Source organism: Bdellovibrio bacteriovorus, assembly GCF_041888015.1.
Lineage (GTDB): Bacteria > Bdellovibrionota > Bdellovibrionia > Bdellovibrionales > Bdellovibrionaceae > Bdellovibrio.
The window spans coordinates 820,228-838,600 of record NZ_CP168968.1 but is presented as its reverse complement, the minus strand read 5'-3'; the positions used below and the strand labels follow the sequence as shown (position 1 = coordinate 838,600).

15 protein-coding genes are annotated in these 18,373 nt (G+C 48.2%); 2 read left to right on the top strand and 13 right to left on the bottom strand.

What is annotated here, in order from left to right; genetic code table 11:
* From ACES2G_RS04165 to topA, 9 genes are all read right to left on the bottom strand, one after another.
* Entirely contained in the window at positions 1–1,182 is a 1,182-nt protein-coding gene (locus tag ACES2G_RS04165; protein ID WP_374001401.1) for a hypothetical protein, read from the bottom strand.
* 3 nt (positions 1,183–1,185) lie between these two features.
* Entirely contained in the window at positions 1,186–1,974 is a 789-nt protein-coding gene (locus ACES2G_RS04160; protein WP_374001400.1) for a phosphatase domain-containing protein, read from the bottom strand.
* A 10-nt stretch (positions 1,975–1,984) separates the two neighbouring features.
* Entirely contained in the window at positions 1,985–2,482 is a 498-nt protein-coding gene (locus tag ACES2G_RS04155) for a helicase (protein ID WP_347359551.1), read from the bottom strand.
* Positions 2,483–2,521: 39 nt separating this feature from the next.
* Positions 2,522–3,364: a class I SAM-dependent methyltransferase gene (locus ACES2G_RS04150; RefSeq protein WP_347359550.1), complete on the bottom strand. Its 843-nt coding sequence runs from the start codon at positions 3,362–3,364 to the stop codon at positions 2,522–2,524.
* A complete protein-coding gene (locus ACES2G_RS04145) occupies positions 3,364–4,419 on the bottom strand; it encodes a transketolase C-terminal domain-containing protein (RefSeq protein ID WP_347359549.1) in 1,056 nt (351 codons plus the stop codon). The genes ACES2G_RS04150 and ACES2G_RS04145 overlap by 1 nt, the downstream gene beginning before the upstream one ends.
* A complete protein-coding gene (locus ACES2G_RS04140) occupies positions 4,419–5,549 on the bottom strand; it encodes a thiamine pyrophosphate-dependent dehydrogenase E1 component subunit alpha (RefSeq protein WP_347359548.1) in 1,131 nt (376 codons plus the stop codon). The genes ACES2G_RS04145 and ACES2G_RS04140 overlap by 1 nt, the downstream gene beginning before the upstream one ends.
* A gap of 229 nt (positions 5,550–5,778) precedes the next feature.
* Positions 5,779–7,797 carry a S41 family peptidase gene (locus tag ACES2G_RS04135; RefSeq protein ID WP_374001399.1) on the bottom strand — a complete coding sequence of 673 codons (2,019 nt, stop codon included), beginning with the start codon at positions 7,795–7,797 and terminating at the stop codon, positions 5,779–5,781.
* Between the two features lie 119 nt (positions 7,798–7,916).
* A complete protein-coding gene (locus tag ACES2G_RS04130) occupies positions 7,917–8,816 on the bottom strand; it encodes a hypothetical protein (RefSeq protein ID WP_374001398.1) in 900 nt (299 codons plus the stop codon).
* An 87-nt stretch (positions 8,817–8,903) separates the two neighbouring features.
* Positions 8,904–11,627 carry a type I DNA topoisomerase gene (topA, locus tag ACES2G_RS04125; protein WP_374001397.1) on the bottom strand — a complete coding sequence of 908 codons (2,724 nt, stop codon included), beginning with the start codon at positions 11,625–11,627 and terminating at the stop codon, positions 8,904–8,906.
* A 139-nt stretch (positions 11,628–11,766) separates the two neighbouring features.
* Here topA and ACES2G_RS04120 point away from each other — a divergent pair, with 139 nt between their 5' ends.
* Positions 11,767–12,573 (top strand): HAD family hydrolase, encoded by an 807-nt coding sequence (locus tag ACES2G_RS04120; protein WP_374001396.1) that lies wholly within the window; start codon positions 11,767–11,769, stop codon positions 12,571–12,573.
* Here ACES2G_RS04120 and ACES2G_RS04115 read toward each other — a convergent pair.
* The 4 genes from ACES2G_RS04115 to ACES2G_RS04100 form a co-directional block, all read right to left on the bottom strand.
* Entirely contained in the window at positions 12,550–13,341 is a 792-nt protein-coding gene (locus ACES2G_RS04115; protein WP_374001395.1) for a hypothetical protein, read from the bottom strand. The two genes, ACES2G_RS04120 and ACES2G_RS04115, sit on opposite strands and share 24 nt — an antisense overlap.
* A 141-nt stretch (positions 13,342–13,482) precedes the next feature.
* Positions 13,483–13,929: an LEA type 2 family protein gene (locus tag ACES2G_RS04110; RefSeq protein ID WP_374001394.1), complete on the bottom strand. Its 447-nt coding sequence runs from the start codon at positions 13,927–13,929 to the stop codon at positions 13,483–13,485.
* Positions 13,930–15,273 carry a TldD/PmbA family protein gene (locus tag ACES2G_RS04105; protein WP_374001393.1) on the bottom strand — a complete coding sequence of 448 codons (1,344 nt, stop codon included), beginning with the start codon at positions 15,271–15,273 and terminating at the stop codon, positions 13,930–13,932.
* Positions 15,273–16,661: a TldD/PmbA family protein gene (locus tag ACES2G_RS04100; RefSeq protein ID WP_374001392.1), complete on the bottom strand. Its 1,389-nt coding sequence runs from the start codon at positions 16,659–16,661 to the stop codon at positions 15,273–15,275. The genes ACES2G_RS04105 and ACES2G_RS04100 overlap by 1 nt, the downstream gene beginning before the upstream one ends.
* 267 nt (positions 16,662–16,928) lie before the next feature.
* On the opposite strand from ACES2G_RS04100, the gene ACES2G_RS04095 reads away from it, so the two are divergent.
* A complete protein-coding gene (locus tag ACES2G_RS04095; RefSeq protein WP_374001391.1) occupies positions 16,929–18,299 on the top strand; it encodes a hypothetical protein in 1,371 nt (456 codons plus the stop codon).
* The last annotated feature ends 74 nt before the right edge of the window (positions 18,300–18,373 follow it).

Here is an 18,373-nt window from a genome sequence, read left to right as displayed (position 1 = left end):
CTACTTTAAAAAGCATTCGGGGTAATAATGACCTTCCTTCAACAGAAGGTCATGCAATGCATCAGTCTTACGTACGTAGTTAGCTTCCTTCAATACTTCACAAGCTCCACATTCATGATCAACATAAAGCTGTATCTCATTTATTTCTAATCTGCTAAACAACTGTTCGTGGGATTTTGGATACTTTTCCTTTAACATCTGCTCAACAGTATCCTGCTGGAACTCTTTTTTTAGGAGCTTCCTATTACGGCTGCTGATATTTTTCTCCAACGCATCCCTAACAAGCCCCATTTCGTCATCAGTAATATTTAAAATGAAATGCGCATCTCGCACCCAGGTCAAGCTAGCATCCTTCAGTGAAGCCAACAGAAGGACCCGTTCTTCTGTAGAAAAATCTCTTCCCATTTTTGCTCTAAAGAAATCAAATCCACCGATGTCTTCCATGGTAAAAAAGGTCAATGTCATCCCGAAAGGATCTTTTACCTGAATTGGTCCCTCCAGCTTTTCTATTAAACCCAAGAATGGCCTCATTGACTCTGGACAAATATTCTCTTGGTTATTTCTTCGATGTTCAAACTGAAAGCTCATCAGTTGTTCTAGAGCTGAAGGTCGCCCTTTTACCTCTTTCAAAAAGGGAAAGCGAATTTGAAAATATCTCTCAACAATAAACCCCGTATGATACAGACTGGCTGCCAAAGATCTATGCAGCTCATCATCGACAAATGGCAACTGAGCCCTTATGTCATCCCAGGACGAGTCTTTCTCTTTCAAAAGATCAAATGAACTTACGTTCACCCCTCTTGAAGGAGTATAAGGAGAAGCTCCGTTTCTCAGTAGGTTAAAAATATACTCCTTATCGGCATCCATTTTAAGAAGCATCAAAAGTGCAGTATCACCATCTTCTCCCAGCTCATTGACCTCGTAGCTCTTCACCTCACGCAACAGCTTCTCGAAAAGCTCTTCATCATCTTTTTTCATAGCTATTTTAAGCTTGTCCGGGAAACTAAGTTTTTTATTAGCCTGGACATCTGCGTAAAGCTCTTCCTTAGTCATCCCGACCTTTACTTCTTTCTCCACGGCAATCACTTTTGTCACTGGTTCTTTATTCGGGTCCTTCTGAAAAGAACACGCTGAAATCAGTGAAGTCATTCCTATAGAAAATAGCAAGATCGAGCGTTTCATACCCTACACTCCGCACTTCTTGTCGATGGCGTTTTGGATGATTTGCAGTTTTTGGGATGGATTCTTGATATTCCACTGCCATTTGAAATCACGACAGTCCTGCCACCATGGGAAAACCATCGCACCGAATCTTTCGTGATCATCATCGCGCAACAGACGCTTATAGACGATGCTTTCAATCGGCGCATAAGCCTTCTTGGACAAAAGACCGCGAGAAATAAGATCCACAGTCACTTCCACACTGGTGACAAAACCAATCTGACCTTCCATCGTTGGATACTTGGAACGATCCAGCTTGGAATAAGCTTCGCGGATATAGCTGACATAAGGAATCTGCGGGAACTCTTTCACCATCTGGTCATAGACGATGGCATCAAACTGCCCGTTGTCACCAAAGTAAATCACCAGCTCTGGCTTCTTCGCCGCCAATAGCTTGCGAATGACCTTTTGCTTTAGCTCCGGATCTTGCTTCACTCCCGAATTCATGTGCAATTGAGTGATGGGAAAACCATTTTCTTCAAGGAAGTCCGAGTGCTGATCATTCATCAGAACCTTAGGCGCCAGACTGACATAGTGGAACTCGATATCCTGGTGCTGATAGTTCAGCATCTGGAAGATTTCCGGCATACCCACAAACAGACTGTCATCATCCAGGAAAGAGGTCGCCGCACCTTTTTTAGAAAGAACGTGGGACACCTTCAGGGTATCATCAATATCTGAGACCACCAGAACTTTAGCTTCTGCCGCAGCCGCCACCATCAGCCCTGCCAAGAATGCCAGATACTTTTTCATAAAGGTTCTCCTATCGTTTGTTTCCTAAGAAAATTGAATTATAAATTTCTTCCCAGTCAATCTCGGCGGCCTTGGCCTTTATCTGTTGTCGATCTTCACGACTCAAAGGTTTATAGCCTCTTTCCTCAGTCCAGCCGTAGCCCCACCGGAAAGGCGTTTGCAGCTTGTTAGTCCCACCCACGCGCACGCCGCGATAGTAGGCATCTGCCATGTATTTGTTAGAGGAAAATTCAACACACTTACGCAGCTCTTGGTCTGCGTGTTCACGGTCATCACGGGTGCCGCCCTGCCAGTAAGCGATGTCATGATCGATACAACAGTCCAAATAGGCATTCACGTCCCAGGCGAAACCGTCCGGGCTCATGCTGCAACCATCACTGGTAAAGTCTTTAAGGGTGTTTTTTGAGTAAGCCGCGGGAACCAGAGCACTGACTATAAAGTAGACAGCCAACGCCAACCAGCGTCCCTTGAGGGGCTTAAAAGAGATTAATTTGAGTATAAAGCTCATGCCCCCTTAAGGAGCAAGAGCCAGACCAGATATTTAGGACTACTTTTCGCCCACGACGTAAGCGATCCAGCTTTCACAGGCCTCCCCGTGATCCACACGGGTGAAGTTGCCATCACCAGAGCCGTCCGGAGCCGTGCCTTCCCAGAATACATGCACCTTGCGGAAGCCCACTTCCTGCATCAGGTCCCTGATCTCTGGAATCGTCCACAAGCGCCAGTCATAGGTGAACACTTGTTCCAGCTTTTTTCCACCCACTTTGAAGTGGATATGGAAAAGAGCCTCATTAGTCACAGGATCAAAGTTCGTCTGATCCCAGTAGTAAGTGAACCCTTCATGCTTAATGGTGTCTTCAATCGCATCGTAGCACTGAGAGCCGCCGAAGATATCCACCAGGAACATGCCGTCTTTGTTGAGCGTCTTTAACACGTTTGAGAAGTACTTCTTCATCAAATCGCGCTGCTTAAAGCAGAAGTAGGAAAAATTCATCGCCGCCACGACGTCCGCCTTCGGCAGATTCGGGTCCAGCACGTTGCCCTCAATCAGGCGCATACGGCGCTGTTGTTCCGGCTTCAGCTTTGTCAGATAGTGAGTCTTTCCGTAAGCCATTGGCTCCGGATCAAGATCAATTCCCACCGCTTCATGGCGCGGATTCAGCTTAATCCACTCATTGGAAAGCGCAAAAGTCCCGCAGAAGTCCTCACGGAAAGTGCGCGCATTTTTTCCTTTAAGTTCACGATAGGTATTTGAAATAAAGACCACATCGTTTTCCGCGGACTGCACAGCCTTGCGATACAGCTCATATTTATCAAACTGCATCTTTGAGGTTTTTTTAACCACACGACGGCGCACTTTTTTGCGATGGATAAGATCCTGTTTGCTCATTAAGGCACTTCCGCAACAACTTCACGAATTGCAGACTCAATGTCATGCAACTGAGGCACAGAGTTCTTTTCAAGATTTGGGTGCAAGCCGATGCCTGGAAGGTTTTTACCCGCCAGAACACGTGGACGCGCCATCAATTGATAGAACAGCTCTTGAGTAGCACGATAAGCCAAGTGCTCACCGAAGTTGGTCACTTCTGTGTCCTCGTTCACGAACAACACACGGCCAGTCTTCTCGATGGAAGACTTAATCAACTGCCAGTCATAAGGATAGATAGAGCGCAGATCGATCACCTCAACAGAGATGCCTTCTTCTGCCAGTTTATCAGCAATTTCGTCACACAAGTGAACCATACGGCTGTAAGTAACAACCGTGATGTGCTCACCAGCGCGAGTGATTTTGCCTTTTCCAATTGGCACCATGTACTTTTCAAGCTCCGGCCAGCGAGGCTTCCAGCCGTCAGCATTCTGCACAGGCTTGTCGATCATGGCTTTCAGCTCTTTTTCATCCGCAGGCTCACCCGGGATCAGCTCATCGCCTTTATGGCGCATCAACGCCTTGGATTTCAAATAAAGAACCGGATTTGGATCTTCAATCGCAGACAACATCAAACCGTAAGCATCCAATGGATTGGACGGCATCACGATCTTCCACCCCGGCAAACGAGATGCCCAAGCATCAAAAGAGTGAGAGTGGTAAACGGAACCGAAGATCCCTGCCCCCACTGGAGTCATCACAACCATAGGAAGTTGAATCTGACCGTTCGTACACCACAAAGTGTTCCCGGCGATTTTCAAAAGGTCCATAGTGTTGAAGATATAATCTGCAAACTGGATTTCAGCCACGCAGCGATCACCCGCCATGGCAATACCCATTGCCATGCCGATGATACCACGCTCATCCAGAGTGGAGTTCCAAGCTGTCTGCAAACCTTGCGTCGCTGTGAAAACGCCGCCCAGCGGTGCGCCCACGTCCTGACCAAAGATGTCTTTTACGCCCATGTTTTCTTCACCGTAGTGAAGGGCCATTCTGATGGCCTGTGCAATACTTGCCATTAGAACTTTCTCCAATCTGCATTTTCATTGTTAACGTAAACGTGATCCCAAACAGACTCCGGCGTCGGAACCGGCTCCTGACGAGCTTGTTCCTGGGCATTAACCCCTTCAGTCTCGTAGATCTCCCAGATTTTCTTCGCGGCTTTTTCAGACAAGATGCCCGCATCGATCAGACGTTGTTCAAAATTCAAAACTGGATCGAACAAAGCCGGCTTCTTGTTGGCACCATCCGCGGAAGAGTGACCGTACAAACGAGTCACCATCGCTTCAATGAAGGACGGCTTGCCAGTTTTACGGATGTATTCCATCTCTTCTTTCAAAGCCAAATATGTCTCAATTGGGTCATTGCCGTTGATCACACGTGAACGGATATTAAACGCACGAGCACGATCCGCGATGTGAGTTTCACCGTGCTGACCATCGTACGGAGTCGAAATACCATAGCCGTTGTTCTGAACCGTGATCAGAACCGGAAGTTCCTGACCTTTACGGGACGCCAGAATCAAGCAGGAAGCAAAATCACCTTCTGCTGTTCCCGCATCACCACCCGTCACGATGGACAACGCACCTTTACCCACACGCTTTTGCGCCTGAGCTGTACCACATGCGATCGGATACTGAACTTCCAAAGGAGAAGTCACAGGAGCCACGTTCCATTCAGGGAAACAATAGTGACTGGAGAAATTACGACCACCCGTCGAAGGATCTGTCGCACGATTCATCATCAAGCGGATGGAATCAATCATGGTCATGCCCATAGCCACCATGGTTGGCGTACAACGATAGTGCAAGTGCAACCAGTCGTTCTCCGGACCGGAACCTTTACGCGCCAACATTCCCAGTGGAACGCCCCAAGCTTCCTCACCCGGACCACCGATCCAGAAGTAAGCTTCACCAGCCTTGTAGATTTTGATCAAACGCTCTTCAAGAACGCGCGACTTGACCATCAGGTCATGCATGCGCAATAGAATTTCTTCAGACAATCCACCAAAGCTCTGCTTCTTTTTGGCAGGAGCAGCAGCTTTTTTAGAAGCTTTCACAGTGGACTTCGCAGCAGGTTTCGCAGCTTTCTTGGTAGTCTTACCAGCAACTGCCTTACCCCCTGTTTTCACAGTGGTCTTTTTAGACATCTCTAGGGCCTCCATTAATCGCGTCTATCTAAGCGAAAACACGACCCTTTGTCACGCCCAATCAACCCTCAGAAACCACCCTCGCCCCAAAGCCAATAAATCCGATCTAACCCCTATAAAACCCGCCCAAAATGCCCATTTTTTAAGCTTATTTTGTCATTTGGGCAAAAAAAAGCCCGGGGTTTGCCCGGGCTTTTCACAACAACGAACGCTTCTCTATCAAGTCGCACTATTTGGCATTGGCCTGCTTCTGTGGAACCAGGGACTTCCCGTCTTCCAACTGAATCAGATCCAGAAGAACACTCTCGGCTTCCTGAATATCAGGACGCTTCAAGTACTCTTCATTTTTCTTCGCCTTACTTGCGGTCTTTTTAGCTTTTTCTTTTTTCTCTTTTTCGTTCTTATCTTTAAGAACTTCGCTGACACGGATTATTTTACCGCGGGCTTTGGCCTTATTCAGCTCATCAACAATCTTTTTGAATTCATCATTCTTCGCTACACGCTCAGAGGATCTATCACGCAAAGATTTCAGCCACTCTGGCTTGATCTCTTTCCACGCCCCTGGGCCTTCCTTCACGTAAGCATCCGGAGAAAGGAACGCTTCGATTGTTTTCGGTGGCAAAGAGTAGTCCATGTACTTCTCACCGATATCATCCGTGCTGAATGGACCTGGAAGAACCACGTCCGCATCAACACCACGATGCTGAGTGGATTTACCACCCGGGATGAAGAACATACCTACAGTGACTTTGATTGCACCCAGGTTGTTCGGGATTGGAAGAACTGACTGAACGCTGCCTTTACCATAAGTGTGGTCGCCACCAACGATCACCGCACGCTTGTAATCCTGCAAAGTGCCGGACACGATTTCAGAAGCGGAGGCAGAGATACGGCTGGTCAATACAACCAGTGGACCTGCCCAATCAACCATTGGATCTGTGTCGCGCAAAGCGGACTCTGCACGGCCTTCGTTTTTGGAAGATTGTTTTACCACGTTACCCGTTTGGAAGAACAAACCGGCAATTTTCACAGCATCTTCAAGGGAACCACCACCGTTGTTGGAAAGATCCAACACCAGCCCGTCCACTTTCTTTTCATTAGCTTCTTTGATCAGCTTTTTCATGTCCGCAGCAGAAGATCTGCCGCCACGACGGGAATCAGCATAGAAAGATGGGAAGTTGATGATACCCACTTTCTTTTTCTGACCGTTGATTTCATGATCCTGATAAATAATGGAAGCTGCTTCGTCTTCCAGATTCACTTTTTCACGAGTCAAAGTAACATCGAAACGTTTTTTGCCATCACCGGATTTTCTTAGGATCGTCAGGCGAACTTTCGTCCCCTTGTTACCACGGATTTTTTTAACAACGTCTTTCAAATCCTGATCAATCACGTTTTCCATAGATCCTTTTTCCTGACCTACAGCAATGATCTTGTCTTGTGGCTCGATCAAACCGGATTTCGCAGCGGCACCACCTGGAACCAACTGCTCCACCACAGTGAAGCCATCCTGAGAGGAAAGAGTCGCCCCGATACCTTCCAAAGACAGGCGCATTTGAATTTCGAAATCTTCAAGAACGTCACGAGAGAAGAAACTGGAATGCGGATCCAAAGCACGGGCAAAAGAATCAAGATAGCCAGAGAACAAATCGTCTTGCGTTGTCTCTTGAGTTCTCTTCACAGCGCGCTCGTAGTTTTTGACTACATTCTTTTTGGCTTCATCCAATTTCATGTCTGTTGCCAAGTAATTCCCGATTTGGAACTGAATGTATTTTTTCAGATATTCATTGGCTTCGTTGGCATCTTTCGGCCAAGCTTTTTTCTCTGGATCAAAAGTGAACTCTGTTTGTGCATCAAACTTAAAGTCTTTACCCAGATATTTTTTGGCAAATTCAGAACGATCTTTCACACGCTCAACAACAATTTTCTGTGCCTGATCCAGGAAAGAACAATCACGGTTCTTTGTCTTATCAAACACATTTCCAGCTGCTTTGCGGATCGCATCCACATCAGCCTGAGTCATGTAGATTTTTGAAGGATCCAGTCTTTTTAGATATTGTTCAACTACGCGATTCTGAAGATCAGCATCTCGATTCGTGTACTTAACGTGATTCGCCAAAAAACCTTGTTCAATGACTGTCAGATAGCGGCACTCTAGGCCTTCTTTAAGTTGTGCGGAGGCTAGTGATGAAATTGCCAATGAACCAGCAACAACCAAACCTCTAATGCCTTTCGAGAATGAACTCATGATGATCCTTCCGTGGCTCCCCATACGGGAGCAATCCTAATTGCATTAGATTATCAAAGATTTAGCAGAGAGCATGCAATTTATGAAGCTCGTCATAAATTAGGACGTAGAAAGGATTCTTAAGACTTTCGTCGATCTTCCTCGAAGAAAGAGAGTTGTGAGAGATTGTCCACTTTGTCACCACGAAGGCCACTCAATTTGACTTCGTGCTTAATGAAACTTCCATGCTGGGTCTCGATCATAAAGAACGACATCTCCGGGAACCTAGCCTTAAGTCGGGTCATTTCCTCGACAATCAGCTGGATATTCTTAGGGTCATCATCAGACATCCCGAAGCGATGGTGAGCATTGTAACCATAAGTTTCAATCGCGGTCTCAACACTCGCGCGAATTGCACGCTGCTTCAACTCTGCAGTACCTGCTTTGAACTCCGAATCACCCAGCAAAATGCGTGTCTCTTTGTGGCTCACCGGATAGACGCTCAGATAGTTGGGCTCCAATGGCAGAACTTTACTTTGAACAAAGACACGGATCCCGTCCTTCAAAGTTTCTGGATGGTGACCACGCGCAGTGATCACGGAAAGAGGACGCTGATTGAAAGCGGCGTGATAGAAGCACTCCCAAGAAGGCCCCTTCCACTGGAAGTCCGGGAAGCCCAAGGCCGCGGCCACATCTTGAACAAAGATTTGCTTTTTGCCATTGAGCTTTTCCAATTCGTCCACATGAACGTCGCGGAAGTTTCTGAAGGTCCCTGTTGAATCACAGAAATCGATTTCATAGTCCGCAAAGGGGCCGGATTCCCCAATGGACTGGTGATACTGGGCAAAATCCCCACTGGAGATTTGCACTTCAGAACGGTCTTCTTTACTAAAAAGAATCAAAGGCGTGGTTAGGAACGCAATATTGTCGTCGAAATCGAAGAAATAGAAACTGCGACCTCCAAGATGGAAGTTTCTATCCTTCTCCTTAGGGCGATTAAGCCCTAGTTCCAATTGTCCCTTCAGGGGACTCTCACCCATAACGACCGTTCCTTCCAAGATTTTCAAGCTAAACAGTGGGTGTGAATTTACCAAATAAAAAAGGCCCCGAAAAGGGGCCTGAACAAATTACTTCTTCGCCTTGCGAGTGACTACTTTTTTGACACCCAAGGCTTCGGCCTTTTCTTTTGCTGTGGCCGCCTTCTTCAAAGCTGGCTTTTTAGGAGCGGTTTTTTCACCCGCCGCCTTTGCCGCCTTGGCTTTCGGAGCCGCTTTCGCCTTCCCCTTGCCTTTGCCTTTTGCCGGGCCCTTTTCATTGATCAAAGCCACGGCTTGTTCCAAGGTCACCGTGTCCGGAGTCGCCCCCTCTGGCAATGAGGCATTGACCTTGCCGGATTTGATATAAGGACCGTAAGGACCGTTGAAGACCTGAATCGCATCACCCGTTTCAGGATGCGCGCCCAGCTCTTTCAATGGAGCCGCACGACCGCGCCCCTTCTTCGGTTGCGCCAGCATTTCCATCGCTTTTTCAAAAGTGATGTTAAAGATGCTTTCACCTTTAGGAATCGAACGATAGTCCCCATCATGAACCACAAACGGTCCAAAACGTCCCAAGCCCGCTTTGATTTCCTTGCCAGTGCCTGGATGAGTTCCCAAAGTTTTCGGCAAAGACAGAAGGCTGAGCGCCATCGCCAGATCCACTTGTTCTGGCTGAGTTCCCGGAGGCAAAGACGCACGTTTAGGCTTGTCATCTTCCGGAGTCACATCACCCAATTGAACATACGGACCATAACGGCCGTTCAGAACATAAACCGGCAGGTCTGTCTCGGGGTCATTACCCAAAGAATCAGCACCATTAATTTTCTGATCGATAAGTTTTTCCGCAATTTCCGGAGTGATATCCGCCGGAGACTCATTGTCTGGCAAGGATGCACTGACATCTTCACCATCGCGTTGAGTGGTCACATAAGCGCCATAACGACCGACGTGGAATTTATATTTATCCATGCCTTCCAAGGTCATCGTACGAGCTTCATTGGGATCAATTTTATCACCCTGGTTGTCCACCAAGGCACGAAGGCCTTTAGGGCCTTTGTAAACGGAAGCCAAGTAGCTTTCCCAGTCCAGCTCGCCATCGGCGATATTATCCAGGCTCTGCTCCATTTCAGAAGTAAAGCCCAAATCCACGTACTGAGACAAATACTGACTTAGCAATTTGGAAACAATCATCGCCGTAAATGTCGGCACCAAAGCTGTTCCATTCTTACGAACGTAACCACGATCAATGATAGTTCCGATTACAGAAGCGTAGGTGGAAGGACGGCCGATGCCCTCTTTTTCCATCGTTTGTACAAGGCTTGCCTCTGTGTAACGAGCTGGCGGCTTGGTTTCGTGGGATGTTGGATCCAGCTTCGCACATTTAACAGCGTCTTTGGTTTTCAACGCTGGCAAACGCACTTCACGTTCTGCCAAATCTGCTTCAGGATCATCACTGCCTTCCACATAAGCTCGCAAGAAGCCCGGGAATTCAATGGTCATACCAGAAGCACCAAACAACGCATCACCCACAGTGATCTTCGCGCTGACTTGTTTTTGACGGGCATCCACCATTTGGGATGCAATCGTACGTTTCCAGATCAGGTCATAAAGACGGAACTGTGTGCCCGTCAGACCTGTTTCATCCGGGTCCATAAACTGGTTACCGGCAGGACGAATCGCTTCGTGGGCCTCTTGGGCACCTTTGACTTTTTTCGCTGCGTAATTGCGCGGCTGAGGAGTCAGATACTCTTTTCCATATTTGCTTTCGATACAGTCCCGAGACGCGGTAAGCGCTTCGTTGGAAAGGAACGTGGAATCCGTACGCATATAGGTGATGAAACCCTGCTCGTACAACTTCTGTGCAACCTGCATGGTTTCACGAGAGCTCAAACCCAATTTTCTATTGGATTCCTGCTGCAATGTGGACGTGATGAACGGTGGAGCAGGTTTGCGGAAGGTCGGTTTTTCTTCGACATCCGTCACCTGCCAGTTGCCGGATTTCAAATCCATGGACAACTTGCCCGCGGTTTTTTCATCCAGAACCAGAACGTCTTTACCCGCCGTCAACTGACCCGTCAGACCATCGAAGTCCTTACCGGTAGCCACACGTTGATTTTTGTATTGTTGCAAACGGGATTCAAAGTTCACACCGTCTTTGGAAAGTTCCGCAAGCACACCCCAGTAAGAGGACTTTTTAAAGCGCACGCGCTCTAGTTCTCTTTCCACAATCAGGCGCACTGCCACGGACTGAACACGGCCTGCAGAAAGACCATAAGCCACTTTTTTCCAAAGCAACGGAGAAATCGTGTAACCCACCAAACGATCCAACACTCGACGGGCCTCTTGGGCGCGCACCAGATTGAAGTCGATCTCACGAGTGTCTTTCAGGGCTTTTTGAATCGCGTCCTTGGTGATCTCATGGAACACCATGCGCTTGGTTGGAACTTTTGGTTTTAGCACTTCCAGCAAATGCCAGCTGATAGACTCCCCTTCGCGGTCTTCATCGGTCGCGAGATACAGCTCTGAGGCTTCTTCAAGTTTGTCTTTCAGATTTTTGACGACTTTGGTTTTATCTTTGGGAACGCAGTACAACGGCTCGAAGTTTTTATCGACGTTCACACCCAGTTGCGCCCATTTTTCTTTTTTTACTTTTTCAGGGATGTCTTTGGCGGATTGGGGTAAATCACGGATGTGTCCCATGCAGGACTCTACCACATAGTCTTTACCCAGGAACTTACGGATGGTCTTAGCCTTCGTGGGAGACTCCACGATGACTAATTTGATCCCGTCTGATGCGTCGCTTTTTTTTGCCATGACCAAGCCCTTCGTCCAGGAGCCGTCATCAAAATGAGAAGCTGTAGCGGCCCCTATATAATAGACAAAACATGAAGGCGAATGCCCGCCCGTGCAAGTCTAAACTTTGACGAGCCATATCAACTTAGACCTTAGCTCGATGTCCAGCTATACTGCGGAAATGAAAAACGCCTCTGAATTCTCAAGCCCTTTGCGCTTTTTACTGACTGATATCGACGACACTTTGACTGACGAAGGACAACTAGGTCCTGAAGCTTACGAAGCTTTGTGGGCTCTGCATCGTGCTGGTATTCATGTTATTCCCGTCACCGGGCGCCCTGCCGGATGGTGTGAAATGATCGCCCGCGTCTGGCCCGTCAGTGGCATCGTCGGAGAAAACGGCGGCTTCTATTTCCGCTATCACGACAAAACCATGCAACGCCATTTTTTCTTTGATGAAAAAACTCAAAAAGAAAATCGCACAAAACTTCAGCAACTTGAAAAAGAGATTCTGCACCAAGTGCCGGGCTGCGATCTGGCCAGTGATCAGTTCTGCCGTTTGATGGATTTAGCCATCGACTTCTGCGAAGACGTCCCCGCCTTGCCAAAATCCGAAGTGCAAAAGATCGTGGACATCTTCCAACAGCACGGGGCTCAAGCCAAAGTCAGCTCCATTCACGTCAATGGCTGGTTCGGAAGTTATGACAAACTCACTATGTCTTTAAGATTTCTGGAAAAGGAATTCGGTGTCACCGCGGAAGAAGCAAAGAAAGTCTGCGGTTTTTCCGGTGATTCCCCGAATGACGAACCCATGTTCGCCTACTTCCCGCACAGCTTTGCAGTGGCAAACATTCAAAACTTTATCGACCAGATAAAAAACAAACCCACCTATGTCTCCAAGGACCGAGGTGGGTTGGGTTTCACTGAAATTGCCAAAGCAATTCTAGAAAGTCATACGCAGGCCTAAGACGTCTCCGTCTGCCAAGGGCATAAAGCCCGGTTCAAAAGTGATTTCACCCTCACTGGCTGGCAGGCGGGATTTAAGTTCACGATAACGGCGGTTCAGCTCTGGCGGAGCCGCCCACACATCGACGATCTCCCAAATACGGAAGCCGATAAAAGAAAAAGCACCAATCCAAATCAGCCCCCCATTGCCATTGCAGTTATCTGAATGCCATGAGCTCATGCAGCTTCCCATTCCGGCAATAAGAACGGCCAAGGAACCCGCTTCACCAACCGTGAAGATCCAGCCTTTTTCTGTGTAACGTCCTTGAATGGCGTGTCCAATACCGAAGCCCAAAGGGTAAGTGCCCAAAATACCACCCACGATGTAACGGCCTTTGGAAATTTCTCCGCGCGCCAGAATTTCGCGATCACGCTCACTCAAAGAAGCGTATGAAATTCCATCAGACTTACTGACTTCCATGGATGATTCCGAGTCGTCGGCTGTCGTTACGGCCTCTTTGGCTGCTTTCTTTTCAAAAGTCATCCCGGCTTGAACTTTACCAGCCACCACTTTCACCAGGGCCTTCTTGCCTCCGCTGGAAATTTTGGTGATTTCACCTTCACCCGCCGTATCCAGCTTGGAATTCAGGAAATGAACACGGTCACCCACCTTCATAACTTCATCAGCACTCAGATGAACTGTTGCTTCTGTGCCTTGAACTTTGATAACGGATTGTGCGAAAGAACAAACGGAAGAAAAAATCAGAGATAGAAATAAAACGAACTTCATAGCCCCTCTAAAAACTTTCAATAAGCATAGGGGGCAAAAGGATGGGTCGCAAATAATTACACAAAGGTACGGACTTACTTCTGGTAGCAATAGTGCGTCTAACGCCAATGCACTACCAGAAGTAAGTCCGTACCTTTTGGGTTAGCGGAGTTCGACTTTTCCCTCTTTGGAGAAGGGAATTCTAAAGAACGAGAGCTTTGCATCACCTTCGATACGATAGCTCACTTCTCGAGCCATCAGGATGTTGCCGATATTACCAAGTAAGGCTGTGTATTTCACAGGCAACGGAACCTCGACTTTCGCCGATTGTTTCGCTGGAACGGTGACGGGTTTTTCAGTCTTCGCTTCTGTCAGCTCTTTACCGGACAAAAACACCTTGTAGGTGATCTCATCAACTTTGATATCGCGTTCATTGGGATTTTCAACGTCGATCACAAACACCAGCGTCGTCCCCACCAGATCCGCGTCTTTGACATAGACCTCGTGCAACTGCACCTTGGGTTCTTCTTTATAGCCCAGCAGGCTGGCACATCCCAACCCGCTGACCAACATCCATGCTGCTAATACAATCCCCAGAACGAACTTCATCTAGGCACCCGCAAAGCTCAGGGACTTCACCAATACATCCGGGCAGATAAAGGAACTGCCTGGTTTGTTGTATTCATTCCCCAATGCTTCGATATCACGAAGCAGATCCAGGACATTTCCAGACATGACAAACTGATCTATTGGAGCAATCTTCTGACCGTTTTCATACAAAAAACCCTCTGCTGGCATCGAGAAATCCCCTGTAGATTCTTTGAAGCCCGCATGCAATCCACCAGAGAACTCTGTCAGATACACAACCTTGTCATGGGAAGACAAAAGTTGCTGCAAAGATTTTTCACCCTTGGCCACCACCAAATTCGTCGGCCCAATCGCCTGCTGTGAAGCGGGACTGCGACGAGCATGCGCCGTGTGCGGCAGATTCATCTTCTTAGCGTATTCCAAGTTAGAAAGGAAATTTTTCAGAACTCCCTTTTCAAACAAAACAGTTTTCTGCGAAGCGGCCCCTTCATCATCAAATGGGCGCACCGCCGTGCCGCGTGTTTCAAATGGATCATCCAGAAGCTCAAACTTTTCACTGGCAATCTTTTGCCCCAATTTCCCTTGGAACAGGGATTTCCCTTCGTGAACTTCTTTTGCAGAGAAATACTGATAGATCATCTGCAAAACCATCGGGAACTCATCACGACCGATCACAACCGCATAGTTGCCCGTCGCCAACTTCTGAGCACCCAAACGCGAAACCGCCTTATCGACGCCCTCGTGAGCCACTTTCTCGGCATTGATATCCGCGAAACTGCGAGCAAAGAAGCCTTCGCCACCCATTTTGGAGCTTTCACCCTCTTTCGCCAATGGGTAAGCGTAACCAGAGTAATAGCTTTGCTTGAATTCCTGATCCAGACCTTCTGAGTTCATGACACGCTTAAAGCTGACATTTTCGCTAAATCCGGAATATGGAACAGCCGTGATGCGGGCATCCTTCTCCAGACATTTTTCTTCCAACAAACGGGCGACTTCCAATTTTTTATCCATCTCCACCTGTTCGGTTTTGAACAGGCCTTCCATCGCTTTCACGGATTGCGGCTTCACCATTTCCACCACCGCAGTGTCACCACTTTGCACGGTCTTGGCATTGTTCAAGGCCTCAACATAAGTGCGCAACAAAGAGTCCTCGGAAAGATTCTCGGTGTAGGCATAACCTTGGCTAGCCCCTAATACCACACGCAAACCCGCCATTTGGGATTGCGTGGACTCAAACGACTCCAGCTTCTTTTTAGAATAGCCGATGCTCAGACTTTCTCCGCCAGAGATCAGCATTTCTACTTTCGCGCCATCTTGACGGGCTTTTTCAACAATTGTTTGGAAGGTTGATTTAACAGTATCCATTATTTCGCTCTCCCCCCAACCATCAGGCTGGACACAAGAATTTGTGGTTGTCCCACGGCTGCCGGGATGGAACCACTGACAGATCCGCACATACCGCGCGCCAGCTTCAAGTCATCAGACACTTTGGTGATTTTACCCAACGTATCAATACCTCGACCGATCAGGCAGGCCCCTTTGACAGGTTCTTCGATGCGACCGTTGCGGATGATATAAGCTTCACCCACTTGGAAATTGTAATCCCCTGTTCCAGGGTTCACAGAACCGCCACCCATTTTCTTGGCATAAAGGCCGTAATCCACATCACGGATCATGTCTTCAAACTTATCCTTACCTGCGGCAATAAACGTGTTACGCATACGAGATGCCGGAGCATACTTGTAAGACTGGCGGCGCCCGCTGCCAGTGATATCATAGCCCGTCTGACGAGCACCCATTTCATCGACGATATAGGACTTCAAAACACCGTTTTCAATCAGTGTGGTTTTCTTGGTCTTATTGCCCTCATCGTCCATGTTCAAAGAGCCCCAGCCATTTTCAATTGTTCCATCGTCAATCGCCGTCACACTTTCGTGCGCGATCTTCTGACCCAGCTTTCCGCAGAACACAGAAGCATCTTTGGCTACAGACGTGGTTTCCAGACCGTGCCCGCAAGCTTCGTGGAAGATCACACCACCAAACGCATTATCAATCACCACCGGCATTTCACCAGCGGGCGCATAAGCGGCTGTTGTCAGCATCATCGCACGATCCACAGACTGTTCGGCCAGGGATTTCAGATCCACTTGGTCATAGATCTCAGAAGTCCCCATATGGCCTTCATCTTCGCTGGCACTTTCTTTCACACCGTTATTTTCAACGAAGGTCTGCATACGCAGACGCGTGTAAGCGCGCTCATCATAAGCCATCAAACCGCGAGAATTGGCGATTTGCACACGCTGGAATTTTTCATTCAGTCCCGCCTCGACCTGGGTCACCGCAGAATTGCGCGCACGAGATACCTGATCAATCGTGTTCAACCAACGGAACTTGCGATCGCGGCTCATCTCCCAAGGTTTTTCACCGTAGGTGTGGATCGTATCAAATGGCACCTGCATCAAAGGCATCGACTTAGCTGCCGCCCCGGAACCACGGCTTTGGGCTGCATTCAAGGCGGCCTTCACCAAGCCTGCTTCAGACAAATCATTGGTCGTCACATAGACGATCTCATGACCGAAGAACAAACGAATCCCGGCCCCGTAAAGCTGACCCACAATGGCCTGTTCAGGCTTGGAGTTTAGAACACTCAGTTGAGAGGAATATGTATCTTCCAAAAAGATATCTGCGAAATCAGCACCTGTACTCAAAGCTGCATCCAGAGCTTTTGTCAGGATATGAGGTTGAACGATCATGAGGGCCTCCTTAAGAGCTTCAAGAGTATCCTACCTGAGTCCTCCTCCAAAGTGAAAAACCCCACAGGTCGTGCCGTCACACCCCGGAGTATCACCAGATAGAGCTTTTAATTTGGTCTCTTATGGAACGGGACTTGAAGACGCCCCGTGCAGGAGTAATGAATGAGTTCTCAACTCAAATGAAGCCCTTCCAATGTCGAGTCCTTTGACAAAGTGCCGACTATTGCCGGCAGGGCGATAAAATTTGAGGAATTGTAAGGAAATTGTATGAACGTGATCTCTCTGATTCTGTCCACGCTGATGCTTGCGACTTCCGCCAGTGCCAGCACTCAACCCGCTTTCACTGCTGCTCAAGAAGCCCTTCTTCTGGAGATCAAAGGCAAAACCATCGAACTGGTGGAAAGACAAAAGGGGGAGGCCGAAAAACTGCGCCGTTGCTTCGCCTTCAGGAATCTGTGTGACGAAGAAATCAAAGCAAAACTTCCTCTGATTCGCACCGCGATCAAGCAGAAGTCCGAGGAATACCGCCTGCTGGTGGGACTGGCCAACGGTAAAACTGTGGCCGGCCCTGGGGTTTACAACAACGTCGCTGCTGCCAGCCTGGGAATGACTTTGCCCTATGTCCGCTATGAAACCAGATTCAACAAGGATCAATCCGAACTGTCCTTGCTTCGCCGTCTTTATAAAGAAGACTATCAGGCCATCTCCGACAAGGCGGACTTAAAATATCAAGACCTCCCGAAAAGCCCTCGCTTTGACCCCACAGGTTACGCGATTGAAAATGACCTGAAACAAGCCGCCGAATTCTACCGCATGCAGGCCTTTCTGATCATCCATCAAGTACCGTTCGTGATCTATCTTCCGAACGACAAACCGACGGACCAAGAAGTTGCGACCGCCTTGGGAAAATACATCGAACGTGTTCATAAGGCCTTGAGTGAATTGTATGATACCGACAAGAACCCCATGATAAGTTTCCTGGTCTACGAGCCGGTTGTCGCCAGTGTTGTTGCAGGCAATCCTGTTAAGCAGCGTATGGTCCAGCTTCTGTTAACCAACCAAAAACATGCGGTGGGCTTGAAGGCTTGGCTTGAAAGAAATTCTCCAAGTATCAAACTGGCAGCATTTTCAACTTGTTCTCTGGTAGCAGCTGTTCTGCAAGCTTGGCCCGTGTCATTGGCGTGCGGTGGCACCGTGACCGCCATCACAGGCAAGCAGCTTTACGATGACTACCACAAGATGAGAGGCAACTTTGCTTTGTGGCTGACCGGGGCGCAAAGCCATACGGCGGTGAAAAATGCTGAAGCTCGGGTGCTTTACTCAACTCTGGCTTTGTTCTTTGCAGGCCAATCTGTCGGAAACACTCTGGTGGCGATTGAAACCAGCCTGGTAGCGACTTTAAGCTCCCTGCCAACAGTGGCCGCCGCCCGCTTTACCAGTCTGACGGCTTTGCGCGAAGGCAGTCTGCGTTTTGCTTCTCGAACGATTGAAATGAAGGGCAAGGATCTGGGCGCAAGCTTGTTTGCGGCTTCTTATGCGAATGTCACCGATAAGGACTTGCATACTTCCCGCGAGGATCGGATCTTTACTTACAAGGACTTGCTGCTGTTGCAACAGACAGCCAACCAGCAGCCATAAAAAAAGCGCCCTCTCGGGGCGCTTTTCTTTTAGCAAAACCTATTTACGGATCTTTGCTTTGTACATACGTTTCT